We start from the raw sequence: 22,172 nt of genomic DNA on the forward strand, positions 1-22,172 counted from the left end.
GCGGCGTCCGGCCCGTACCGGCGCTGCCGCACGCTGCCCGCTCCCACCCGCGCCGCCTGGCCATGCCCGCAGTTTGAAGGTTTAGCCGGAATTCACCGGCCGAACAGCGGAAAAGCCTCACAGGGCGGTTCAACGATACGGTTAAAGTCATGACGCCCACCGCCGTACCCACCCCGACCGCCGACCAGATCGCCGACCGCATCCTCGCCCTACCCGACGTCACCGTCGTCGTCGCCGACGAAGGCTCCGGCGCCCCGCCGGCGAGCTGGGGATGGCGCTTCTTCCACGTCGGCGACGACCGCCGCCGACCGTTCGCCACCCTCGGCGAGCACGACATGCCCGGCTTCGACGACGACTCCCAGCTCGACCGGCCCGGTGTCTACCGGCTCAACCTCGACCTCGGCCGCACCGAGTTCGAACGCCGCTTCGGCTACCCACCCGCCCGGTTCACCGACCACCGGCCATCACTCGACGCCACCGTCCTCGACGAGATCCTGCCCCACCCCGTCTACGGCACCCACGGATGGGCGTGCGTACTCAACCCCGGCGCCGCCAGCCTGACCGACACCGATCGGCTGCTCGCCCACGCCCACGAACGGGCGCGGCAACGACACCGCCGCACCCTCGACCGCCGCCACTGACCGGGGTCACGAGGCCGCCTGCCAGTGGTACGTCCACGGCGGCCCCGCGCCGACCACCGGCTCCCGCACGTACAGGCCATCGCCCACCACGTCGACCTCTCCCGGATGCAACTCGGCCGGCGGGTCCCCGCGATCGTCCAGCTCAACCGTCGCGGTACGCCCGTCGGCCGGCCCACCCACGATCGGGACATCAGCTACCTCTCGCATACGTGCAGCATCACGCCCCAGCCCCCGACGACACCCCGAACCGGCGAAGCTCACCCGCCCGATCGGGAATCGTCGCCGCGCCCACCCACCAGCACCGCCAACGCGCGATTCGTGCGGTTCGACCGCACCGCCGCCCGCTGCTGACCCGCCGTCACCTCGATGTACGTCTGCGACGACGCCAACGACGCATGCCCCAGCAACCGCATGATCTCCGCCGCGCTCGCCCCGTCCTCCGCCAACCGCGTCGCGAACGTGTGCCGCAACGCGTGCAGCCGCGCCCCCCGCGGCACCCGGTCACCGATCCCCGCCCGCCGGTAGCAGGACTCGACCAGATACTGCAGGCCACCCCGACGCAACGGCTCACCCCGCCGGTCCACCAGCAACGGCGAGTCCGGCCGTACGCTTCGCGCGCCGAATCGGCGTCGGCGACTGTCCAGGTAGTCCGCCAGCACCCGATCCACACCCGACTCGATGGGCACGGTCCGGGGGCGGCCGCCCTTGCCCGCCACGTCCACCCGCCGCTCGCCGGGCCGCCCGGCCAACGACGCCACCCGCAACGCCAGCAGCTCCGACAGGCGCAGGCCCGCGCACAGCGCCAGGGACAGCACCGCCAGGTCGCGCTCGGGCCACGGGTCGCGCTGCCGGCCGTCGTCCCGGGCCACCGCGGCGAGGAGTTCCTCCGGGGTGTCCTCGCCGCGCAGCGGCTTGGGCTGGGGGAGCGGGGTGCGGGGCCGCCCCACCGCCGGCATCGGATTTCCCGGTACGACCCCCTCCGCCACCAGAAAAGTGAAGAAGCTGTTCCAGGTGGACCAGGCCCGGTGTACGGAGGCGGCGGCGCGCGGGGCGGCGAACCGGGCGAACGCCGCCCGCATGACCCGGGGGGAGAGGGCGGTGATCGGCAGTTGATCGAGGGGGAGGGGAGTGGTCTCGTCCTCGCCGACCAGGGCCGCGACGGTGGCGAGGTCCCGCCGGTACGCCGCCAGGGTGTGGGGGGAGGGCTTGCGGGTGGCCCGGGCGGTCAGGAACTCCTCGATCAGTTGCGCTACCGCTTCGTCCGGTTTGTCATGCATAAGGCATATTATGCACGATTTTCACGTCCGTGGGCAGGTGGACAAGGGTAGGGAAGGGGCGCAGATAACGTCAGGTGCCGCCGACGGGCCTTGGAGCCGCTTCGCATGGCGACCCGGCCGCGTCGCGCCGGGCTCGGCCGGCCGCCCGCGCGCCAGATAGAACCAGCTCAGCGGGGCGACGAACAGACGATCGCTCGCCGCACGGTCATGCGGGCGGGTGTACGCCAGTTGAGCTGCGACCAGTCCTAGCCGCGGCCCGGCGGCTCCGGCACGAGCGCCTACCACCGGATCGTCAGGGCGCCGGGGCGCCGAACCCCCGGCAGGAGAGGGCTCACCCTCGTTACTTGACATAATGTACATTATCGAGTGTCAGCGGAAGCAGGATCAGGCGGGGCGTAACGCCTGCCGGAGGCCTGACGCGTCACCTGGCGAGCGGTCCCTCACCAGGGCAACCGAGGTGAGGGACCGCTCGTTCAGGCAGTCAACAACGCCTGGTCAGAAGCCCAGGCGGCCCGTGCCCCCCACGACGGGAAGCGTCAGCGCACTGCCGTTCAGGTACACGGTGACCTGGCTGCCCACCGCGGCCGCGTCGCGCGCCGGGCGGTTGGACGTCGGGTTCGCGTTGTAGTTGCCGGTGATGACGACGCCGATCCGGTGTCCGGCCGGGATGACGTGCTCGGACGGGAGGGTCTTCCACCGCACGTTGTACTCCTCGCCCGGCGTCAGGGCGTGGCTCCGCCGAAGGTCGGGCGAGTTCTTCACGTCGATGTGGCCCCAGGCCAGGACGCGCTCCGGCGTGATCGCGACGCTCGCCTCCATCGGCTCGGCGCACCCGGTCCGATCGGCCAGGTCCGCGGGCTCGCAGGACTCCTGCACCACCTCCAGCGGTTCCTTGCCCGCCACGGTGACGGTCGGTCCCGCGCCGTAGTCGACGAGGAGGGCCGACAGCAGCGCCGTCTCGGCCGTCGTCGACATCCGGACCGCCAGCTCCGGCGTGCCGGAGAGGCGTACGTCCGTAGCGAGCGGTGGGGTCACGTACGCGAGCCGGCCAGGCTTGGTCTGCTCCGCGTTACCGATCTTGACTGCCTGCGACTCGATCTGGTCGACGAAGCTCTGCGAGGCGTTGCCCTTCGGCGCGTTGAGCGACAGGGTGCCCGCCGCGTCGGCCATCGTCGGACCGAAGCGCAGGTCCACCTTCTCGGCGGCGGCGTCCGGCCAGGTGGAGTGGGTCTCCCAGGTGCCGTCGGGACGCTGGATGTCCGCCATCGGCTCGTCCATGATCCCGTTGGGGATGTCGTACAGCCAGTGGTCCATCCACCTGTGCATGACCGCCTGCCACTCGGTGAGCCGGAAGCTGGTCGGGTTCACGTGCGCGCCGCGGTGGAGCCAGATCTTGCGCGGCATCTGGCGCTTCTCGACCTCACGCCACAGATCGGCGAAGTGCATGGTCTTGACGTTGAAGTCGGTGAGACCGTGCACCATGAACACGGACGTCTCCGCTGTCTTGATCTTGTTGGCGTCGGGCAGGTAGTTCCGCTGCTGCCAGAACGGGGTGAAGTCGGAGGCGCTGGCCTGCTCGGCGTCGCCGAGCCCGGTGATGACCGACTCGCAGGCCGGCGCCGACGCGGCACCCGGCAGCGTCCGGCCGGTGGAGACGTAGTCGGCGAGGTACTCGGTGTACCGGAAGTTGACGTTCTCGCTCCAGGTCGACCAGGCGATCCCCTGGTCGTTCACGTACCGGTACCAGCTGGAGATCGCCGAGATGGGCACCACGGTCCGCAGGCCGGGTACGCCCTGGGTGGCGACCGCGTTGGGCAGGGTGCCGACGTAGGACACGCCCTGCATCCCCACGTTCCCGGTGCTCCAGTCGGCGACCGCCGCGCTGCCGTCGTGGTGGAAGCCCGGCGCGCGGCCGTTGAGCCAGTCGACAACGGCCTTGATGCTGATCGTGTCCTCGGGTCCGCCGGTGGTCGGGCAGCCGAAGGACCGCGACGTCCCCTGCATCTCCACTTGGACGACGGCGTAGCCCCGGGGGACGAAGTACTCGTCCCACCAGCCGGGGAATCCGCGGGTCTTGTCTGGCAGTGGGTCGCCGGGGTCCCGGCCGTAGTACGGGCTGGCCTCCATGATGGTGGGCACCCGCAGGCCCGCCTTGGTCTCGGCTGGCCGGATCACGTCGACCTCGATCAGATCCCGGCGGCCGTCGGCGTCACTGTCCATCGGCGCCTCGACGTAGACGACCTCCTGGACCGCCTCGGCGTACGAGAAGACCGGTTGGGTCACACCGTTTTCGATGACGATCCCGGGTGTGTCCGCTGTCGCGCTCGCCGAGGCGGGCGCACCCATGATCACCACCCCGACGACAGTTCCGACGGCTAGCAATCGCCGCACAACTCCCATGCCCCTACCTCCGTCAGCTCCAGAGACACATGGTTGATACAGCGTGATCGATATTGATCGAGCGGGTCAATGACCATCCGTAGCGGAGGGCCGCTTGTCCGTTACGACAGATGTCGTGCTGTACCGACTGTTCCGGCGAGTTCGTCGGCTTCGGTTACCGGTTCCTCACGCGTGCGTCGGGACGTAGACTGCTCGCGTGGTCCCCCTCGAAGCCGTCGCCGCCGCGTACGGTCGCTGGACCACGCCGGACCTGCCGCTGTATGGCAGCGACCACGATCGCTCCGACTTCGCTCCCTGACCGGGCCTGCTCCTGCGCCCACCGTCCGGTCAATTCCCCACCTCCCGGGAGCGTCTCGTCATGCCCGTGTCCGACAACACCCACCTGATCCCGCCCGCGGGCGGTTCCTCCGCAATCCCTCCACGCCCGGCCGACACCTCGGCCGCGGCGGTGCTCCGCGCGCCACGGACTGCCCGGGTCCTGGCGGCCAGCATGCTCGGCCGGATTCCGCTCGGCGCGGCTCCGCTCGCCCTGCTGGTGTTCGCCCGGGAGACGATGACGCTGACCGTGGCGGGCCTGCTGGTCGCCGCGTTCACCGCCGGTACCGCGGTCGGGCAGCCGATGCTCGCCCGCATGGCGGACCGTTGGCGCCAGCCTCCGGTGCTGTGGCTGGCCATGACCGCCTCGACGGTCGGTTTCGCGCTCACCGCCGCGCACGTCAATCTTGCGGTGACGGTGTTCGCGGCCGGGCTGGCCGGGGCGGGCGCGCCGCCGTTCGAGTCGTGCCTGCGGGTGCTCTGGCGCGACCTGCTTCCCCCGCACCAGGTGCAGACCGCGTACACCCTGGACATCGCCGTGCAGGAAGTGATCTTTATTCTTGGTCCGGTGGTCACGCTCGGCGCCGTCGGGTTGGTCGGTCCGGCCGGTGGTCTGGCCGCGGCTGCGCTCGTGCAGGGTGTCGGCACCGTCTGGTTCGCCACGACCGACGCGGTGCGGCGCTGGCGGGGCGAGCCGGCGCCGCGACACTGGGCGGGGCCGCTGCGGGCCGGCCGGCTGCGGTTGACTCTCGGTGCGCTGTTGCTGGTCGGCGCGGCGGTGGGCAGCGTGACCGTCGCCGTGGCCGGGTACGCCGAGTCGGCCGGAGCCAGGTCCTGGGCGGGCTGGCTGCTGGCCGCGCAGGCGACCGGGGCGTTGGTCGGGGGCCTGCTGTACGTGCGTTTCGCCGGGCTGCGCCGGCACGCCACGCTCCCCCGCGCCATCGGCGTGTTCGCGGTCGGTTACCTGCCGTTGCTGCTGACTCCGGCGCCAGCGGTGATGCTGGTGCTGATGGCGGTCAGCGGTGTCGCGTTGCCGCCGCTGTTGACCATCGCCTTCGTGGTGATCGACGAGGCGGCACCGGCGGGCACGGTGGCGGAGGCGTTCGCCTGGGCGGCGACCGCGTTCTCGGTCGGCAGTGCGGGTGGTGCGGCGGCGGGCGGGGCGCTGGTGGATGCGGTGGGGCGGCCAGTGTTCGGCTTGCTGATCGCCCCGCTGGCCGCTGCCGTGGCTTCCTGGATCGCGATGGTGGGTCAGGGGCGCCGGCGATCCGCCACGATGTCGCCATGAGCGGAAGCGCCCCGACCGTTCGGCTCACGGTTTCGACCGTCCGGCGCGTGGTGGGTTTGGGTGCGGAGTGCGGTGGGGGCATGTAGGGGCGACGTTTCTCGGCCTCTTCCCGGGAGGAAGCAGCATGCTTTCCGCACTCGATCGTCGGCACACCGTCGCGCCGCCGGGGTACAGCCGTTGGCTGATTCCGCCGGCGGCGTTGGCGATCCATCTCTGCATCGGGCAGGTCTATGCGACGAGCGTGTACAAGAATTCGCTGATCGCTCATTTCGGGGCGAGTCAGACAGCGGTCGGGGTCATCTTCAGCATCGCGATCGTGATGCTGGGGTTGTCGGCGGCGGTGGCGGGCACGTGGGTGGAGGCGAGCGGGCCGCGGAAGGCGATGTTCGTGTCGGCGTGTTTCTGGGCGGCCGGGTTCCTGGTCGGTGCGTTGGGCATCGCGACGCGGCAGTTGTGGCTGCTGTATCTCGGGTACGGGGTGCTGGGTGGGATCGGTCTGGGGATCGGGTACATCTCCCCCGTCTCCACGTTGATCAAGTGGTTTCCGGACCGGCCGGGTCTGGCGACGGGGTTGGCGATCATGGGGTTCGGTGGTGGGGCGATGGTGGCCTCTCCCCTGTCCCGGCAGTTGCTGTCGTTCTACGACGCGCGGTACGACCCGGCGAACGCGGCCTCGACGGCGTCGGGAGCGGCACTGGTGTGGTTGTTCGTGACGTTGGGCGTCGGCTATTTCGTGATCATGATGTTCGGGGTGTTCAACGTGCGGGTGCCGGCGGCGGGCTGGCGGCCGGCGGGGTTCGATCCGGCGCGGGTGGCGGCGAAGCCGCTGGTGACCACGGCGAGCGTGTCGGCGGCGAATGCGGTGAAGACCCGGTCGTTCTGGTTGCTGTGGGTGGTGTTGTTCTGCAACGTGACCGCTGGTATCGGGATCCTGGAGCAGGCCAGCCCGATGATCCAGGACTTCTTCCGCGACGGTGGGACGTCATCGGTGTCGGTGGCGGCGGCCGGCGGGTTCGTGGGGCTGCTGTCGCTGTTCAACATGGGCGGCCGGTTCGTGTGGTCGTCGACGTCGGACGTGATCGGCCGTAAGCCGATCTATCTGGTGTATCTGGGTGTCGGGATGGTGCTGTACGTGCTGCTGGCCGTGGTCGGGCACGCGGCGACGGCGTTGTTCGTGCTGCTGGCGTGCGTGATCCTGTCGTTCTACGGGGGCGGGTTCGCGACGGTGCCGGCGTATCTGCGGGATCTGTTCGGCACGTTCCAGGTGGGGGCGATCCACGGCCGGCTGTTGACGGCGTGGTCGGCGGCGGGGGTCGCCGGGCCGCTGATCGTGAACGGGTTCCTGGACGCCCAGGGCAAGCCGGGGACGTTGACGGCGGCGGCGTACCGGCCGGCGTTGTTCACGATGGTCGGGGTGCTGGCGGTGGGGTTCGTGGCGAACCTGTTGATCCGGCCGGTGCCGCAGCGGTTCCACGAGCCGGCGGCGGGCCGGGACGTGGTCGAGGATGTGGTGGCGGAGAGGAGCGGTACGCGATGAGCGAGGGCAACCCGCGGGGGCAGCAGGCCCGGTTGGTGGTCTCCTGGCTGGTGGTGTCGGTGCTGCTGGGCTACGGGGTGGTGCAGACGGTGATCACCGCGGCGAAGCTGTTCACCAGCTGAGGCATCGGGACGGGCGGCCCGGGGCGTGCTGCCGCAGGGCCGCGCGCGCGTGGGGTCAGAGGCCGCCGGCGATGCGCAGGACGGCGCCGGTGGTGTAGGAGGCGTCGGGGCCGAGGAGGAAGGCGATGGCGCCGGCGATCTCGTCGGGTTCGCCGGCGCGGCCGAGCGGGATGCGGCCGGCGGCGCTGTCGGGCCGGTCGGGTACGCCGGACAGGGCGTGGATGTCGGTGCGGATGATGCCGGGGGCGACGGCGTTGACCCGGATGCCCTGCGCGGCGAGTTCCTTGGCCAGGCCGACGGTGAGGGTGTCGGTGGCGGCCTTGACGGCGGCGTAGTGGATGTATTCGCCGGGGCTGCCGAGGGTGGCGGCGGCGGAGGAGACGTTGACGATGGCGCTGCCGCGGGTCATCCGGCGGGCGGCCTGCTGCGCGCACAGCACGTATCCGATGAGGTTGACGTCGACGACCCGGCGCAGGTCGTCGACGCGCAGCTCGGTGAACGGGCCGATCGGGCTGGTGACGCCGGCGTTGTTGACCAGGCCGGTGAGGGGGCCGAGGTCGGCGGCGGCGTCGAAGAGGGCGGCGACCTGGTCGGGGTCGGTGGTGTCGGCGGGCACGGCGACCCCTTGGCGGCCGGCGGCGTGGATGTCGGCGAGGACGGCCGCGGCGGCGTCGTGGTCGCGGCGGTAGCCGATGGCGACGTGGTGCCCGGCGGCGGCGAGGCGGCGGGCGGTGGCGGCGCCGATGCCGCGGCTGCCGCCGGTGACGACGGTGACCGGATCCACTGTTGCCTCTCCCCTGCTGTGGCTGCTGGGCCGACGTTACCGTGGCCGGCCCTGGCCGGCGGGGAGGGGAAGATCACACGGGGGGCTGATCTTCGTCGTGTCGCAGCCGGCTGGTATCAAGGCTGCAATCAAACGTGTGTACGGAAGAGGGCGTGTGATGGCGGGCCAGGGTTTGTCCACTGACGAGGTGCAGGGAATTCGGGAGGCGTTGGCCGCGGGCCGTAAACCGAAGGTGGTGTTCACGGCGGCGGCGGGTCAGATGGCGGGTCAGGCCGGCCAGGTGGTGGAGCTGACCGATCCGGAGGTGTCCGAGGAGTTCGTGGTGGTGCGGTTCGGCCGCGACGAGCTGCCCTTCTCCCCCGCCGACGTGGCGATCGCGCCGCGCGGCGCGGGCCGCAAGCCGGCGGAGCCGAAGCCGGAGGTCGAGGAGCCGCCGGCGCCGGCGGAGCCGGAGTTCGTGCTGGACACGCCGCGGGTGCCGGCGCCGCGCCGGGAGGAGCCGAAGGTGGAGCAGCAGGTGGAGGCCAAGCCGGCGCGTCGGGCGGTGAAGGCGGCGAAGCCGAAGAGCCCGGCCGGGCTGACGGTCACCCTGGCGTACGCCGAGGGTGAGTGGACGGTGGCGGCGCAGCAGGGCGCGAAGGCCCTTGCCAAGCCGTACGTGGTGAAGCCGGCGGAGGCGTTGCGGATGGTGGCGCTGGTGGACGTGCCGGGGGTGCAGGAGGCGGTGGAGCAGATCCTGGCGGCGGAGCGGGCGGAGGCGGAGCAGCAGGCGGAGAAGCTGCGTGCGGAGCTGGCGGAGATCGAGGCCCGGCTGGCGGAGCTGCGCGAGGCGCACTAGGCCGGTCAGAGCGCGGCGGTCAGCCGTTCGACCACGGTTGCGGCCGGGCCGGTGCCGGCGTGCCGGTAGCCGGTGCCGGCCCACAGGTGCACCCGGCCGGGGTGGCCTGCGGCGGCGGCCGCCGCGCGCATGCCCCGGGTCAGGTGGTGCAGCTCGGGGTAGCCGAGCGGGGCGGTCGGCTCGTACCGGTCGATGAAGGTGTTGCGCAGGCCCCGCGCGGGTCGGCCGGTGAAGGCGCGGGTGAGCACGGTGCTGGTGCGGGCCGGGTCGGCCAGGGCGTCGCGGTGGGTGCGGCTGGCTCCGCTCTCGTCGGTGCGCAGCAGCAGCGTGCCGACGGCCACGGCGGCCGCGCCGGCGGCGAGCAGGTCGCGTACGTCGGTGGGGCCGGCGACGCCGCCGGCGGCCACCACGGGCAGCCCGGTGGCGGCGGCGACGTCGCGGACGAGTGGTCGGGTGGAGGTGGGCGGGGCGGGCCGGCGTGGGGTGTGGGTGCCGCTGTGCCCGCCCGCCTCGGTGCCCTGGGCGACCAGCCCGTCGATGCCGAGGTCGCGGGCGGCGAGCGCCTCGGCGACCGAGGTGACGGTGACCAGCACCCGGGAGCCGGCGCGGTGCAGCGCGGCCAGCGCCGCCGGGTCGGGCAGCCCGAAGGTGAAGCTGACCAGCGGCACCGGGTGCCGCACCAGCAGGTCGATTTTGTCGGGCCAGTGGTCGTCGTCGTGGACCAGCGGCGCGTCGGCCAGGTCGAGGCCGTACGGTTCGCCCTCGCCGGCGATCTGCCGGGCGTACCGGCGGAAGGTGGTCTCGTCGATCTCGCGGGGTCCGGGCACGAACAGGTTCACCCCGCACGGGGTGCCGGTGGCGGACAGGTCGGCCAGGTCGGCGGCGACCGCGTCGGGGGTCTTGTAGCCGGCGGCGAGGAAGCCGAAGCCGCCGGCCGCGGTGACGGCGCGTACCAGGGCCGGGGTGGTGGCGCCGCCGCCCATCGGGGCGCCGACGAGCGGGTTCGCGCTGCCGGACAGGCGGGTCCACGGTGCGTCGGTCACCGGCTAACTGTATGCGCGGGGCCGGGGCGACGGGTCACCCCGGCCAAGCGTCCGGGCTCAGTGTTGGGGGATGTTGGCCACGCCGATGCGCTTGCGGAACACCCAGTACGTCCAGCCCTGGTAGGCCAGCACGATCGGGGTGAACACCACTGCCACCCAGGTCATGATCTTCAGGGTGTAGGGGGTGGAGGCGGCGTTGCTGGCGGTCAGGGTGCCGGCGGCGTCCAGGGTGGACGGCAGCACGTTGGGGAACAGCGCGGCGAACAGGGTCGCCACGGCCAGGCCGATCGCCACGGCGGTGCCGGTGAACGCCCAGCCTTCCCGGCGTACCCGAGCGGCGGCGACACCGCCGAGCAGGGCGAGGGCGGCGCCGGCGGCGAGCACGACGGCGGCCGCGCTGGAGCGGACGGACAGGGTCCAGGCCAGGAAGGCCACCGCCACCACGGCGGTGCCGGCGCCGAGTTTGACGGCCAGGGCGCCGGCGCGGGCGCGGATGTCGCCGGTGGTCTTCAGGGCGAGGAACACCGCGCCGTGGGTGAGGAACAGGCCCAGGGTGGTCACCCCGCCGAGCAGGGCGTACGGGTGCAGCAGGTCGAGCAGGCCGCCGACGTACTCGTGGTCGGCGTCCAGTGGCACGCCGCGCAGGATGTTGGCGAAGGCGACGCCCCAGAGGATCGCCGGCAGCAGCGAGCCGAAGAAGATGGCCTGGTCCCAGCGGCGCTTCCAGGACGCCTCGGGGCGCTTGTGCCGGTACTCGAAGGCGACCCCGCGGGCGATCAGGGCGAGCAGGATCAGCAGCAGCGGCAGGTAGAAGCCGGAGAAGAGGGTGGCGTACCACTCGGGGAAGGCGGCGAACATGGCGCCGCCGGCGGTGATCAGCCAGACCTCGTTGCCGTCCCAGACCGGGCCGATGGTGTTGATCAGGACGCGGCGTTCCCGGTCGTCGCGGCCGAGGACGGGCAGCAGCATGCCGACGCCGAAGTCGAAGCCTTCGAGGATGAAGTAGCCGGTGAAGAGCACGGCGACGAGGAGAAACCAGACGGTGGTCAGTTCCACGATGGGCTCCGGGGTCAGTAGGCGAACGCCAGCGGGCGCTCGGCGTCGTCGGTGTCGTCGTCGGCGGGTTGCGGGGTGAGGTCGGGTACGCCGGCCTTGGCGTAGCGGACCAGCAGCTTGAACTCGACCACGGCGAGGGTGGCGTAGATGAGGGTGAACGCGGTGAACGAGGTGAGCACCTCGGTCAGCGAGACGGTGCGGGACACGCCGTTGCGGGTGAGCATCTCGCCGAAGACGATCCACGGTTGGCGGCCCATCTCGGTGAAGATCCAGCCGAAGGAGTTGGCCAGCAGCGGCAGCAGCGGCATGACGAGGCCGGCGCGCAGCAGCCACCGGCTCGACGGGGTGCGGCCCTTGCGCTGGGTCCAGAGCACGATCAGGGCGATCGCGGCGGCGGCCAGGCCGAGGGCGATCATGAAGCGGAAGCTCCAGTAGGTGACCGGGATGATCGGGGTGTAGCTGCCGGCACCGTACTGGGCGGCGTACTGGGCCTGCAGGTCGTTGATGCCCTGCACGGTGCCGTTGGGGTCGCCGGTGCCGAGGAACGACAGCAGGTACGGGATCTTGAGGGCGAAGACCTCGCGGCTGCCGTCGAGGCTGCCGACGGTGAGTACGGAGAACGAGGCGGGGCTCTCGGTGGTGTAGAGGCCTTCGGCGGCGGCCATCTTCATCGGCTGCACCTCGGTCATGATCTTGCCCTGGATGTCGCCGGTGAACAGCACCGCCGCGGAGGCGACGAGCACCACCCAGGAGCCGAATTTGGTGGCGAAGCGGTAGGCGTCGGTGTCGGCGCTGCCGCGGTTGCCGATGAGGTGCCACAGGCCGACGGCGACGATCAGTGACCCGGCGACCAGGAACGCCCCGGACAGGGTGTGCGGGAAGGTGATCAGGGCGACCTTGTTGGTGAGCACGGCGAAGAAGTCGGTCAGCTCGGCGCGGCCGGTGCTCGGGTTGACCCGGTATCCGACGGGGTTCTGCATGAACGAGTTCGCGGCGAGGATGAAGTACGCGGACAGGTTGGTGCCGATCGCGGCGGCCCAGATGGCGGCCAGGTGCAGCCTCTTGGGCAGCCGGTCCCAGCCGAAGATCCACAGCCCGATGAACGTCGACTCGAGGAAGAACGCGACGAGGGCCTCGATGGCCAGCGGCGCGCCGAAGATGTCGCCGACGAAGCGGGAGTAGTCCGACCAGTTCATGCCGAACTGGAACTCCTGCACGATGCCGGTGACCACACCCATCGCGAAGTTGATCAGGAAGAGCTTGCCGTAGAACTTGGTGAGCTTGAGGTACCGCTCCTTGCCGGTGCGGTGCCACATGGTCTGGAGGATCGCCACCAGCACGGACAGGCCGATGGTCAACGGCACGAAGAGAAAGTGGTAGACGGTGGTGACACCGAACTGCCAGCGGGCGACGTCCAACGCGTCCACGGAAACCCCCAGCCGTGCGTACTACGAGACGTAGTAATACTACTCGGCGTCGTAGACGAATCGGCAGGGCCGGCGGCCCTGAACCGGCCCGGGACCAATGACCTTGATCACCTGTGCCGCCGGGCCCGGGATCGGGTCTCGCGCCCACCCCGACGCGTGCGACCATCCAGCCCTGATGGACACCGCGACCACCCCTTGGCGGGCGCCGCTGCTGTGGCGCGCCGCGCAGCTGCTCGCCCGCGGCGTCGTCGGCCTGCTCGGCCGCCTCGAGGTCACCGGCGAGGTGCCGGCCGACCTGCGCCACGGGCCGCTGATCCTGGCCGCCAACCACATCAACCCCTTCGACCCCGTGGTCCTCGCCGCCGCCTGCCGGTCCCGGGGCGTCGCCCCGCGGATCATGGCCACCGGCGGGCTGTTCCGCGCCCCGGTGGTCGGCCCGCTGATGCGCCGCGCCGGGCACATCCGGGTCGACCGGGGCACCAGCGCCGTGCACCAGTCCCTGGAAGCCGCCGCGGCGGCCGTGGCCGGCGGTTCGGTGGTGCTGCTGTACCCGGAGGGGCGCATCGGGCTGGACCCCGGGATGTGGCCCGAACGCGGCAAGACCGGCGCCGCCCGGCTCGCCTTCGCCAGCGGCGCCCCCGTCGTCCCGGTCGCCCAGTGGGGCTCCCACGAGGTGCTGCCGTACCGGGCGCCCAAGGGACTGCTGCGCGCCGTCGCCCGGGCGGTCGTGCGGCGACCGGTGATCCGGGTGCACTTCGGCACCCCGGTGGTCCTGAGCCACCTGAATCCCGGCACGCCCGGAGCCGCCCGGCGGGCCACCGACCGGATCATCGACGCGATCACCGACAACCTGGCGCGGCTGCGCCCCGACGAACCGTACTGGCCCCGCCACGTCGACCCCGGCCGCCCGGCCGACACGGCTCGCGCCCACCGTCGCCGCCGGCCGGGCCGGTGACCGGGCGCTTGAGCGCCCGGGGCCACAGGGGTCAGGTGGCGGCGGCCAGCCGGGCGTCGAGCGCGGCCAGGTCGGGCAGGAACCAGACGTGGTCGTGGCGGTTGGACTCGGCCACCAGCGCCCGCAGTGCCGCGCTGGCCGCGAGATGCCGGGTGATGTCCCCGACGACGACCAGCCGCAGCCGGTAGTTCACGAACTTCTGCATGATCTCCCCGGCGAAGCGGGTGCCGAGGGAGAAGAAGCGCGGGTCGAACCGGTCCGCCGGCACGGCCACCACCTCGGCACCGCCGAAGGCCGCACCGCCGATCAGGTCGAGGGCCTCGTCGGTGGTGGTCACCGGCGGGCCCGCCGGGTCGCACACCAGCACCGCCACCCCGGCCCGCTCCTGCAGCACGTCAGGCATCCCGGACCTCCCCCGCGAGCAGGCCGTTGCCGCCCTGCAGGACCGCGTCGAGCAGGCGCAGCAGGTCGGCGGTGGTGGCGGCGTCGCCCAGCACAATGATCTTCATACGGTGGCGCTCCTCGTCGTGGACGGTCTGGACACGCAGCGGTCGCGTCGGGTCGTGGCCGGTGTTGACGCCGGCGAGCACGAGCGTGGCGAGCCGGTCGGCGGCGGCCCGGTCGACGCCGTCGACCTGCACGATGCTCGACACCTCCAGCGCCGGCGCACCGATGGGCGGTGCGGGCCGCCCGGTCAGGGCGTCGAGGTCGGCGCGGGAGATCCGGTACTGCTTGCCGATCCGCGCCGCGCGCAGCCGGCCGGCGCGGATGTAGCCGCGCACGGTGCGTACGTGCAGCCCGAGCAGGTCGGCCACCTGCTCGACCGAGTACATGTCATTACTCATCGTGCCCCATCCTAGGCATGATGGGGAAGGATAGGGAAGTTGGTTGTGGTGACGTCGGCCGGTCACCGGGACGCCACCGAGGCCCGGCATACTTCCGGCGTGCAGCCCCGTCACGGCTATCTGGACGCCCCCGCACCGCTGGCCTTCGCCCACCGCGGCGGCGCGGCCGACGGCGACGAGAACACCGCCGCCGCGTTCGCCCGGGCCGTCGCCCTCGGCTACCGGTACGTGGAGACCGACGTGCACGCCACCGCCGACGGCGTGGCGGTGATCTTCCACGACGCCACCCTGCGCCGGGTCACCGGCGAACGGGGCCGCATCGCCGACCTGCGCTGGGCCGACCTCGCCGCCGTCCGCGTCGGCGGCGCCGCCCTCGTGCCCCGCCTCGACGAGGTGCTCGCCGCCTGGCCGGAGATCCGGTTCAACATCGACGTCAAGGCCGACGGCGGCGTCGCACCGACCGTCGACACGGTCACCCGGGCCGGCGCCGGCGACCGGGTGCTGCTCGCCTCGTTCAGCGACGCCCGGCTGACCCGGCTGCGCGCCCTCGCCGGGACGAAGGTCGCCACCAGCCTCGGCATGCGCGGGGTGGCCCGGCTGCGGATGGCCTCCCTGCACGGGCGGTCGCTGCGGCTGCCCCCGTCCGTGGTCGCCGCCCAGGTGCCCGTCCGGTACGGGCGCATCCCCGTGGTCGACCGGCGGTTCCTCGCGTACTGCCACCGGATCGGGTTGCAGGTGCACGTCTGGACGATCGACGAACCTGCCGACATGCACGACTTACTTGATCTTGGTGTGGATGGCATCATGACCGATCACGTCGGCGTGCTGCGCGACGTCTACCGCAGCCGCGGCCACTGGGCCGCCTGAGACGAAGGACCCCGATGGCCGAAACGGTCACCCCCGCCGTCGCCGAGCCCGCCCAGCCGGGCAGCACCCGCCGCGAACGCACCGGCTGGTACTTCTACGACTGGGCGAACTCCGCCTTCCAGACCACCGTGATCACGGTGTTCCTCGGGCCGTTCCTCACCACCGTCACCGAGCTGGCCGCCGGCTGCGAGCTGGGCGCCGACAGCTGCCACGGGTACGTGCACCCGCTGGGCATCCGGGTCGCCGCCGGCTCCTACTACCCGTACCTGATCTCGCTGTCGGTGTTCCTCACCGTGTTCGTGCTGCCGGTGATCGGGGCGATCGCCGACCGGTCGGCGCACAAGAAGCCGCTGCTGGCCGCCGCGGCGTTCACCGGCGCCGGGGCGACCATCGCGTTCGCCTTCGTCACCGGCGAGCGGTACCTGCTCGGCGGGGCGCTGTTCCTGATCGCCAACATCTCCTTCGGCGCGGCCGTCGTCGTCTACAACTCGTTCCTGCCGCAACTCGGCGGCCCCGACGACCGCGACGCCATCTCCAGCCGCGGCTGGGCCATCGGCTACCTCGGCGGCGGGCTGCTGCTCGCGCTGAACCTGGTCGCGGTCAGCATGCTCAGCGAGGAGGGCAACCCGCAGCGCACCCTGGACCTGGCCCGCTGGTCGATCGTCTCGGCCGGCGTGTGGTGGGCCGCGTTCACCCTGTTGCCGCTGCGCTGGCTGCGCGAACACCCCACCGCCGCGGCGCTGCACGCCGGCGGCAACGTGCTGACCGACGGGTTCAAGCAGCTCGGCCGCACCCTGCGGGAGATAAAGGCGTACCCGCTGACGCTGTTCTTCCTGCTCGCCTTCCTGGTCTACAACGACGGCATCCAGACCGTCATCACCCTGGCCAGCCAGTACGGCACCCAGGAGTTGAAGCTGGAACAGGGCACCCTGATCGTGACGATCCTGCTGGTGCAGTTCCTCGCCTTCGGCGGCGCGCTCGCCCTCGGCGCCCTCGCGCGGCGCATCGGCGCCTGGAAGACCGTGCTGCTGTCCCTGGTGCTGTGGACCGCCGTGATCATCGCCGCGTTCCGGCTGCCCGCCGAGGCGCCGCTGCCGTTCATGGTGCTCGGCGGCTGCATCGGGTTGGTGCTCGGCGGCAGCCAGGCGCTGAGCCGGTCGCTGTTCAGCCAGCTCATCCCCGCCGGCAAGGAAGGCGAGTACTACGGCTTCTACGAGATCAGCGACAAGGGCACCAGCTGGCTCGGGCCGCTCGCCTTCGGGCTGGTGTTCCAGCTCACCGCCTCGTACCGGGTGGGCCTGGTCTCCCTGCTGATCTTCTTCGTGCTCGGGTTCGCGCTGCTCGCCGCGGTGCCGATCCGCCGGGCCATCGTCGCCGCCGGCAACACCCCGCCCCGGGTGCTGTAGCCCGGGCCGGATGCGCGGGCCGGGCACGACATCCCGGCCCGCGCACCGGCAAGATCCTCTCGCGTCGATGGACTAGGCTGCCCCGACGTGACCGACAACGCCGCCGCCCCGATCTGCCTGGCCCGGCCCCTCTCCGGCCCGGGCACCGACCGTGCCGGCGGCTGCGCCGCCGCCCGTGGCGGCGACGGGCGGCCGCTGCACGCCGCCGCGCTGAAGTTCTTCTGGGGGCCGATGGACTGCGGCAAGTCCACGATGGCCCTGCAGATGAACTACAACCACGCCCGGCAGGGCCGCCGCGGCCTGGTCACCACCCGCATCGACCGGTCGCTCGGCCCGCAGGTCACCACCCGCATCGGCCTGGCGCACGCCGCCGTCGAGGTCACCGACAAGCTCGACCTGCGCGACCTGGTCCGCGACGCGCTCGCCGACGGGGTACGCGTCGACTACCTGATCTGCGACGAGGCCTCCTTCTACAACCTGGAGCACGTCGAGCAGATGGCCGAGCTGGTCGACGAGTACGACGTCGACGTGTACGCGTTCGGCCTGGCCACCGACTTCCGCTCCTGCCTCTTCCCGGCCGCGCAGCGGCTGTTCGAACTCGCCGACGAGGTGGCCCGCATCCAGGTCGAGGTGCTCTGCTGGTGCGGCCGGGAAGGGCTGCTCAACGCCCGGGTCGTGCACGGGCGGGTGGTCCGCGAGGGCGAGCAGGTCGTCATCGGCGACACCGTGGACGACGCCGACGTGCGCTACCAGGTGCTCTGCCGCCGGCACTACCGCTCCGGGGATCTCGGCCCCCGCGGCTGAGCGCCCCGGATAGGGCACCGCCGCCCACCGTGTCGTCCCCGGCTGCGGCGTCAGAACGGGTCCCCGCACACCCGCCACTTGCCGTCCTCCTGCACCACCCGCAGGCTGCGCTCCTCACTGGCGCCGCCGTCGCGGGTCAGCCGCGCCTTCACCGTGGCGCGCGGGATGCCGCGCTCGGTGGCCACCGACACGTCGGTGATCTCGTAGCCGCTGACCTGCGGCGGGGTGCGCACCCAGCTGCCGAAGCCGACCGCGCTCCACCGGCTGCGCGCGTCCCGGCACAGCTTCTGGTAGGCCTTGTCGGTGTCCCCCGACGCCACCTCCCGCAGGAACGCGTCGGCGGTGTCCCGCACCGGGCCGTTGGCCTGCAGCATCATCTGCACGTTCCAGACGCCCAGACCGGCCACGCCGATCAGGCACAGGCCCAGTCCGAGGCCGCCCAGCACCAGACCGCTGCGGACCGGCCGGCGGGGCCGGGCCGGCCGGCTCCACGCCTGCTCATTGCCCATCGGGATCGACCGTATGTGCCCGTTACGTCACCGCGCAGCCACATTGACCCTGTCGCGTCGGTGGCGGCATCGTCTACCGTCGGCCCACACCCCTCGAAGGAGTGAGCATGACCCGCTACGTGCAGCCGGCACCGACCCCCGACGACCCGTACAGCGGGGACCCGCTGCTGCGGTCCTGGCTGGAGCGGCACCTCGGCCCGGACGGGCACGCCGCGGCGAAGGGCCGGCTGGCCGACCTGGCCGCCGACGTCGCCGGGCCGCTGCGGGCCGCGCACGCCGACGCCGAGGCGCACCCGCCCACCCTGGTCCGGTACGACCCGTGGGGCGCCCGCGTCGACCGGATCGACACCTCGGCCGGCTGGCAGGCCCAGCGCGCCGCCGCCGCCCGGCACGCCGTGGTCGCGCTGCCCTATCTGGAGTCCGCGCGGGGCACCTGGGGGGCCGCCGCCCGCGTCGTCCAGCATGCCCTGCTGCACCTGTACGCCCCGGAGTCGGCCACCTTCTCCTGCCCGGTCGCCATGGCCGACGGCGCCGCCGCGCTGCTCAGCCTCCCCGAGGTCGACGGGGCCGTGCGCGAGGCCTGGCTGCCCCGGCTCATCTCCACCGACCCGGACACCGCGATCGTCAGCGGGCAGTGGATGACCGAGTCGCAGGGCGGCTCCGACCTGTCCCGGTCCAGCACCATCGGCCGGCCCGCCGCCGACGGGTCGTGGCGGCTGACCGGGGAGAAATGGTTCTGCTCCGCCGCCGACTCGCCGATGGCGGTGGCCCTGGCCCGGCCCGACGGCGCCGGTCGGGGCAGTCGGGTCCTCGCGCCGTTCCTGGTGCCCCGCTACGCCGCCGACTCGCCGCTGGCCGGCGCCTCCGCCGCCCCCGACGCGCCGGCGCCCGGGGTGACCGTGCACCGGCTCAAGGACAAGCTCGGCACCTGGGCGCTGCCCACCGCCGAGATCGGGCTGCGCGACGCGTACGCGCTGCCGCTCGGTGACCCGGCCGTGCCCGGGCTGGTCCGGGCGATGACCCTGGTCGTGGTCACCCGGGTGCACAACGCCTCCGCCGCCGCCTCCGGCATGCGCCGCGGCCTGGCGTACGCCCGCGCGTACGCCGAGGGCCGGCAGGTGGCCGGCGGGCGGCTCATCGAGTCGCCGCTGCACCGGGCCACCCTCGGCGCCCTCGCCGTGGACGCGGCCGGCGCGTTCGTCCTCGCCGGGCACGCGTTCGCGCTGCTCGGGCGGGTCGAGGTCGGCGGCGACCCGGATGCGGCCGCCGAGCTGCGGGTGGTCGCGCCGCTGGCCAAGCTCGCCACCGGGCGGCTCGCCGTGGCCTCCGCCAGCGAGTACGTCGAGGCGTTCGGCGGCGCCGGCTACGTCGAGGACACCGGAGTGCCGCGGCTGCTGCGCGACGCGCAGGTGCTGCCGATCTGGGAGGGCACCACCGACGTGCTCGCCCTGGACGTGCTGCGCGCGGTCGCCCGGGAGGACGCCGGCGCGCCGCTGCTGCGCCGGCTGACCGCCGCCGTCGACCTGGCCCGCCCGCTCTCCCCCGCCCTGGCCGACACCCTGGCGGCGGTCACCGAGGAGCTGCGCACCCGGCTCGCCGAGGCGACCGCCGACCCGGCGGCCGTCGAGGTGGTCGCCGGGGCGCGCGGGCTGGCGCTGCGCACCGCGTACGCGCTCACCGCCGCGCTGCTTGTCGAGCACGCCGCGTGGGGCGACGAGCAGGCCGAGACGGCGGCCTGGCTCTGGGCCCGGCGCCGACTGCGGCACGAGGACATCGCCGCCGACGCCCATCGGCACCTGGAGCTGCTCTGCTGAAAGAGTTGACCGGTACCTGCCAGAGGATGTCAGGATCTGCCGACAGGATGGCCGGCATGACAGTGCACGCCGACCTCGCGATGGTCAACCTCGACAGCTCCGACCCGGCCGCCCACGCCGGGTTTTACTCCCGCGTCCTGGGCTGGGAGGTCACCCATAGCCAGGCCGAATACGCCATGATCAGCAAGGACGGGACGTCGATCGGCTTCGGCCTGGTCGACGGATACACGCCGCCGGCCTGGCCGGACGAAACCGCCGACAAGCGCTACCACCTGGACGTGTACGTCGACGACCTGACCGTCGCCGAGAAGGAGTTCGTGGCGGCCGGCGCGACCAGGCCGGAGTTCCAGCCGGGCGGCGAGCGGTGGACCGTGCTGATCGACCCGATCGGCCAGCCGTTCTGCATCTGCCCGCGCCCGCAGGGCTGAGCCGTGGGCCGGCTCGTCGGGCGACCACCGCCCGGCGAGCCGGTGGGCCGGTCACCGGAAGGCGGCCGCGTGGCGCGCCGCCCAGTCGGCGAAGGTGCGCGGCGCCCGGCCGAGCAACCGCTCGACGTCGGGGCTGACCCGCTGCTCGGCCGGTGTGGGGGCGCCCAGGATGCCGAGCGTGGCGGTCACGGCCGGTTCGGGCATGAACTGCAGCATCTGCGCGCGGGCCTGCGCCGGGCTCAGCTCGGCGAACCGCACCGGCTCACCGAGCGCGTCGCCGATCGCCGCCGCCTGCCGGCGGGGCGTGACCAGCTCCGGGCCGGTCAGCTCGTACGTGGCGCCGTCGTGGCCGTTGTGCCGCAGGGTCACCGCGGCGACCTCGGCGACGTCGGCCGGGTCCACGAACGGCAGACCGACGTCACCGAAGGGCGCGGTGACGGCCCGGGTGCGGCGCACCGTCTCCGCCCAGGCAAAGGCGTTGGTGTGGTAGCCGCTGGGCCGCAGCACCGTCCACTCCAGGCCGGACGCCGTCACCGCCTCCTCGATCTGCGGCGGGTAGCGGTGGCTGCCCACCCCCTGGGAGGAGAGCAGGACCACCCGGCGCACCCCGGCGTCGCGGGCGGCGGCGAGGATCTCGCTCGGGTCGGCCGCCAGCAACTCTCCGGTGAGCAGCAGAAACAGCGCCTCCGCGCCGTGCAGCGCCGGCTTCAGGTCGGCCGGCGCGGCCAGGTCAGCGGGCACGGCCCGCACGCCGGCCGGCAGGGCGGCCGCCGTGACCTGCCGCGACACCGCCGTCACCGGCTCCCCGGCTGCGGCCAACGCCTGCACCAGCGGCCGCCCGACGTTCCCCGTCGCTCCCGTCACCACGATCATGATTGCTTCCTTTCGGTGTGCTCTCTTGACACCTCAGGACGCTAGTTGCCTGGATATAGTAGGTACCTAGAGGAAAGTAATGGCCTGGGAGGCGATTGTGAGCAGCACCACCACGCCGGTGCCCCCGGTGGCGCTCGACCCCGAGCAGGTCTGCCCGATCGCGCCGGTGGTCGACATCGTGTTCAGCCGCTGGACCACCCCGATCCTCTGGGCGCTGCACGAGTACGGGCGGCAACGGTTCGTGGAACTGGAACGCCGCCTGACCACCATCACCCCGAAGGTGCTCACCCAACGGTTGCGGCAGTTGGAGCGCGACGGCCTGGTCGTACGCACCTACCACCCCGAGGTCCCGCCGCGCGTCGAATACGAGATCAGTGAGCTGGGGCGCAGCCTCGCGCCGCTGTTCGCCACCCTCGCCGAGTGGTCGGCCGTCAACCTCGACCAGGTCGACCAGGCCCGCCGCGACTACGACGCCCGGCAGCGAGGCACCGGCCGGCGCTGACCTCCGGCGGTCGCCGCGAGGTGCGTCATCGGCCCGCCATCTGCAGGTAGTGCTCGTTGTACATGACGGCGAGGATGTTGCCGAACGGGTCGACCACAGAGGCGGTGACGAAGCCGGGACCGCGCTGGACCGGCTTCTCGTACGCCGTGGCGCCCAGGGACAGCAGCCGCTCGAATGCGGCCTCGACGTCGTCCACGTGCCAGTAGATCACCGCGCCGCCGGCCTCCCCCGGGCGCGGGTGAGGGGCGAAACGGCGGTCGATGATGCCGAGCTCGTGCTGCTGGCCGCCGATGCGGAACTCGACATAGGCGGGCGTCCCCTGGATCGGACGGGTGAAGTACGGCTCGATGCCGAGCAGTTCGGCGTACCAGCGGGCGGCAGCGGTGACGTCGTCGGCGAAGAAGCTGACGGTGGTGAGGCCTCGCAGCATCGGAGGGTTCC

Annotated in this window: 24 protein-coding genes; 12 read left to right on the forward strand and 12 right to left on the reverse strand. The window is 72.5% G+C overall.

Going from position 1 to position 22,172, the window contains the following annotated elements; genetic code table 11:
* Positions 1 to 149: 149 nt before the first annotated feature.
* Positions 150 to 641 (forward strand): DUF6194 family protein, encoded by a 492-nt coding sequence (locus ACFYM6_RS24930; protein WP_387279174.1) that lies wholly within the window; start codon positions 150 to 152, stop codon positions 639 to 641.
* A 6-nt stretch (positions 642 to 647) separates the two neighbouring features.
* On the opposite strand, the gene ACFYM6_RS24935 is transcribed toward ACFYM6_RS24930, so the two are convergent.
* The 3 genes from ACFYM6_RS24935 to ACFYM6_RS24945 all read right to left on the reverse strand — a co-directional run bounded on the left by ACFYM6_RS24935 (position 648) and on the right by ACFYM6_RS24945 (position 4,201).
* Positions 648 to 848, reverse strand: coding sequence for a hypothetical protein (locus tag ACFYM6_RS24935; RefSeq protein WP_143193875.1), 201 nt, complete (start codon positions 846 to 848; stop codon positions 648 to 650).
* A 50-nt stretch (positions 849 to 898) separates the two neighbouring features.
* A complete protein-coding gene (locus tag ACFYM6_RS24940; protein ID WP_387279176.1) occupies positions 899 to 1,918 on the reverse strand; it encodes a tyrosine-type recombinase/integrase in 1,020 nt (339 codons plus the stop codon).
* 495 nt (positions 1,919 to 2,413) lie between these two features.
* A complete protein-coding gene (locus ACFYM6_RS24945; protein ID WP_387279178.1) occupies positions 2,414 to 4,201 on the reverse strand; it encodes a CocE/NonD family hydrolase in 1,788 nt (595 codons plus the stop codon).
* A 475-nt stretch (positions 4,202 to 4,676) separates the two neighbouring features.
* Here ACFYM6_RS24945 and ACFYM6_RS24950 point away from each other — a divergent pair, with 475 nt between their 5' ends.
* The 3 genes from ACFYM6_RS24950 (at position 4,677) to ACFYM6_RS24960 (ending at position 7,580) form a co-directional block, all read left to right on the forward strand.
* The gene (locus tag ACFYM6_RS24950; protein ID WP_387279179.1) at positions 4,677 to 5,921 is read left to right on the forward strand and encodes an MFS transporter; all 1,245 of its coding nucleotides are present in this window, start codon (positions 4,677 to 4,679) and stop codon (positions 5,919 to 5,921) included.
* Between the two features lie 124 nt (positions 5,922 to 6,045).
* Positions 6,046 to 7,458 (forward strand): OFA family MFS transporter, encoded by a 1,413-nt coding sequence (locus ACFYM6_RS24955; RefSeq protein ID WP_387279181.1) that lies wholly within the window; start codon positions 6,046 to 6,048, stop codon positions 7,456 to 7,458.
* Positions 7,455 to 7,580: a hypothetical protein gene (locus tag ACFYM6_RS24960; RefSeq protein ID WP_274534520.1), complete on the forward strand. Its 126-nt coding sequence runs from the start codon at positions 7,455 to 7,457 to the stop codon at positions 7,578 to 7,580. The genes ACFYM6_RS24955 and ACFYM6_RS24960 overlap by 4 nt, the downstream gene beginning before the upstream one ends.
* A gap of 55 nt (positions 7,581 to 7,635) precedes the next feature.
* Here ACFYM6_RS24960 and ACFYM6_RS24965 read toward each other — a convergent pair whose 3' ends face one another.
* Complete coding sequence (locus ACFYM6_RS24965) at positions 7,636 to 8,364, reverse strand: SDR family oxidoreductase (protein ID WP_387279183.1); 729 nt, start codon at positions 8,362 to 8,364, stop codon at positions 7,636 to 7,638.
* A gap of 157 nt (positions 8,365 to 8,521) precedes the next feature.
* Here ACFYM6_RS24965 and ACFYM6_RS24970 point away from each other — a divergent pair, with 157 nt between their 5' ends.
* Positions 8,522 to 9,202, forward strand: a complete 681-nt coding sequence (locus ACFYM6_RS24970; protein ID WP_387279185.1) for a hypothetical protein — start codon at positions 8,522 to 8,524, stop codon at positions 9,200 to 9,202.
* Positions 9,203 to 9,207: 5 nt separating this feature from the next.
* On the opposite strand, the gene ACFYM6_RS24975 is transcribed toward ACFYM6_RS24970, so the two are convergent.
* The 3 genes from ACFYM6_RS24975 to ACFYM6_RS24985 are packed head-to-tail and all read right to left on the reverse strand — an operon-like array spanning position 9,208 to position 12,728.
* The gene (locus ACFYM6_RS24975) at positions 9,208 to 10,245 is read right to left on the reverse strand and encodes an NAD(P)H-dependent flavin oxidoreductase (RefSeq protein ID WP_387279187.1); all 1,038 of its coding nucleotides are present in this window, start codon (positions 10,243 to 10,245) and stop codon (positions 9,208 to 9,210) included.
* 57 nt (positions 10,246 to 10,302) lie between these two features.
* On the reverse strand, positions 10,303 to 11,301 hold the full coding sequence (cydB, locus tag ACFYM6_RS24980) for a cytochrome d ubiquinol oxidase subunit II (protein ID WP_387279189.1): 999 nt from the start codon (positions 11,299 to 11,301) through the stop codon (positions 10,303 to 10,305).
* Positions 11,302 to 11,315: 14 nt separating this feature from the next.
* A complete protein-coding gene (locus ACFYM6_RS24985) occupies positions 11,316 to 12,728 on the reverse strand; it encodes a cytochrome ubiquinol oxidase subunit I (protein WP_387279191.1) in 1,413 nt (470 codons plus the stop codon).
* A 175-nt stretch (positions 12,729 to 12,903) separates the two neighbouring features.
* Between ACFYM6_RS24985 and ACFYM6_RS24990 the strand changes: the two genes are divergently transcribed.
* Complete coding sequence (locus ACFYM6_RS24990; RefSeq protein ID WP_387279193.1) at positions 12,904 to 13,683, forward strand: lysophospholipid acyltransferase family protein; 780 nt, start codon at positions 12,904 to 12,906, stop codon at positions 13,681 to 13,683.
* A 31-nt stretch (positions 13,684 to 13,714) separates the two neighbouring features.
* On the opposite strand, the gene ACFYM6_RS24995 is transcribed toward ACFYM6_RS24990, so the two are convergent.
* Together ACFYM6_RS24995 and ACFYM6_RS25000 are read right to left on the reverse strand one after the other, a co-directional pair.
* The gene (locus ACFYM6_RS24995) at positions 13,715 to 14,086 is read right to left on the reverse strand and encodes a DUF4180 domain-containing protein (protein WP_387279195.1); all 372 of its coding nucleotides are present in this window, start codon (positions 14,084 to 14,086) and stop codon (positions 13,715 to 13,717) included.
* Positions 14,079 to 14,528: a helix-turn-helix domain-containing protein gene (locus ACFYM6_RS25000; RefSeq protein WP_387279197.1), complete on the reverse strand. Its 450-nt coding sequence runs from the start codon at positions 14,526 to 14,528 to the stop codon at positions 14,079 to 14,081. The genes ACFYM6_RS24995 and ACFYM6_RS25000 overlap by 8 nt, the downstream gene beginning before the upstream one ends.
* Positions 14,529 to 14,627: 99 nt before the next feature.
* Here ACFYM6_RS25000 and ACFYM6_RS25005 point away from each other — a divergent pair, with 99 nt between their 5' ends.
* The 3 genes from ACFYM6_RS25005 to ACFYM6_RS25015 all read left to right on the forward strand — a co-directional run bounded on the left by ACFYM6_RS25005 (position 14,628) and on the right by ACFYM6_RS25015 (position 17,605).
* The gene (locus ACFYM6_RS25005) at positions 14,628 to 15,395 is read left to right on the forward strand and encodes a glycerophosphodiester phosphodiesterase family protein (RefSeq protein WP_387279199.1); all 768 of its coding nucleotides are present in this window, start codon (positions 14,628 to 14,630) and stop codon (positions 15,393 to 15,395) included.
* Positions 15,396 to 15,409: 14 nt separating this feature from the next.
* Positions 15,410 to 16,801: an MFS transporter gene (locus tag ACFYM6_RS25010; RefSeq protein WP_387279201.1), complete on the forward strand. Its 1,392-nt coding sequence runs from the start codon at positions 15,410 to 15,412 to the stop codon at positions 16,799 to 16,801.
* A gap of 87 nt (positions 16,802 to 16,888) precedes the next feature.
* On the forward strand, positions 16,889 to 17,605 hold the full coding sequence (locus tag ACFYM6_RS25015) for a thymidine kinase (protein ID WP_387279203.1): 717 nt from the start codon (positions 16,889 to 16,891) through the stop codon (positions 17,603 to 17,605).
* A gap of 50 nt (positions 17,606 to 17,655) precedes the next feature.
* Here the strand turns inward: ACFYM6_RS25015 and ACFYM6_RS25020 are convergent, their stop codons facing one another.
* Positions 17,656 to 18,114: a hypothetical protein gene (locus tag ACFYM6_RS25020; protein ID WP_387279205.1), complete on the reverse strand. Its 459-nt coding sequence runs from the start codon at positions 18,112 to 18,114 to the stop codon at positions 17,656 to 17,658.
* A 107-nt stretch (positions 18,115 to 18,221) separates the two neighbouring features.
* Here ACFYM6_RS25020 and ACFYM6_RS25025 point away from each other — a divergent pair, with 107 nt between their 5' ends.
* Together ACFYM6_RS25025 and ACFYM6_RS25030 are read left to right on the forward strand one after the other, a co-directional pair.
* Positions 18,222 to 19,928 carry an acyl-CoA dehydrogenase family protein gene (locus tag ACFYM6_RS25025; RefSeq protein ID WP_387279207.1) on the forward strand — a complete coding sequence of 569 codons (1,707 nt, stop codon included), beginning with the start codon at positions 18,222 to 18,224 and terminating at the stop codon, positions 19,926 to 19,928.
* A 56-nt stretch (positions 19,929 to 19,984) separates the two neighbouring features.
* A complete protein-coding gene (locus tag ACFYM6_RS25030) occupies positions 19,985 to 20,356 on the forward strand; it encodes a VOC family protein (protein ID WP_387279209.1) in 372 nt (123 codons plus the stop codon).
* 51 nt (positions 20,357 to 20,407) lie between these two features.
* Here the strand turns inward: ACFYM6_RS25030 and ACFYM6_RS25035 are convergent, their stop codons facing one another.
* On the reverse strand, positions 20,408 to 21,229 hold the full coding sequence (locus ACFYM6_RS25035; RefSeq protein WP_387279211.1) for an SDR family oxidoreductase: 822 nt from the start codon (positions 21,227 to 21,229) through the stop codon (positions 20,408 to 20,410).
* Between the two features lie 97 nt (positions 21,230 to 21,326).
* Between ACFYM6_RS25035 and ACFYM6_RS25040 the strand changes: the two genes are divergently transcribed.
* A complete protein-coding gene (locus ACFYM6_RS25040) occupies positions 21,327 to 21,731 on the forward strand; it encodes a winged helix-turn-helix transcriptional regulator (RefSeq protein WP_387279213.1) in 405 nt (134 codons plus the stop codon).
* Between the two features lie 25 nt (positions 21,732 to 21,756).
* Here the strand turns inward: ACFYM6_RS25040 and ACFYM6_RS25045 are convergent, their stop codons facing one another.
* A complete protein-coding gene (locus ACFYM6_RS25045; protein WP_387279215.1) occupies positions 21,757 to 22,161 on the reverse strand; it encodes a VOC family protein in 405 nt (134 codons plus the stop codon).
* Positions 22,162 to 22,172: the final 11 nt, after the last annotated feature.

It is taken from the genome of Micromonospora sp. NPDC006431, assembly GCF_042870725.1.
Taxonomy (GTDB): Bacteria; Actinomycetota; Actinomycetes; order Mycobacteriales; family Micromonosporaceae; genus Micromonospora.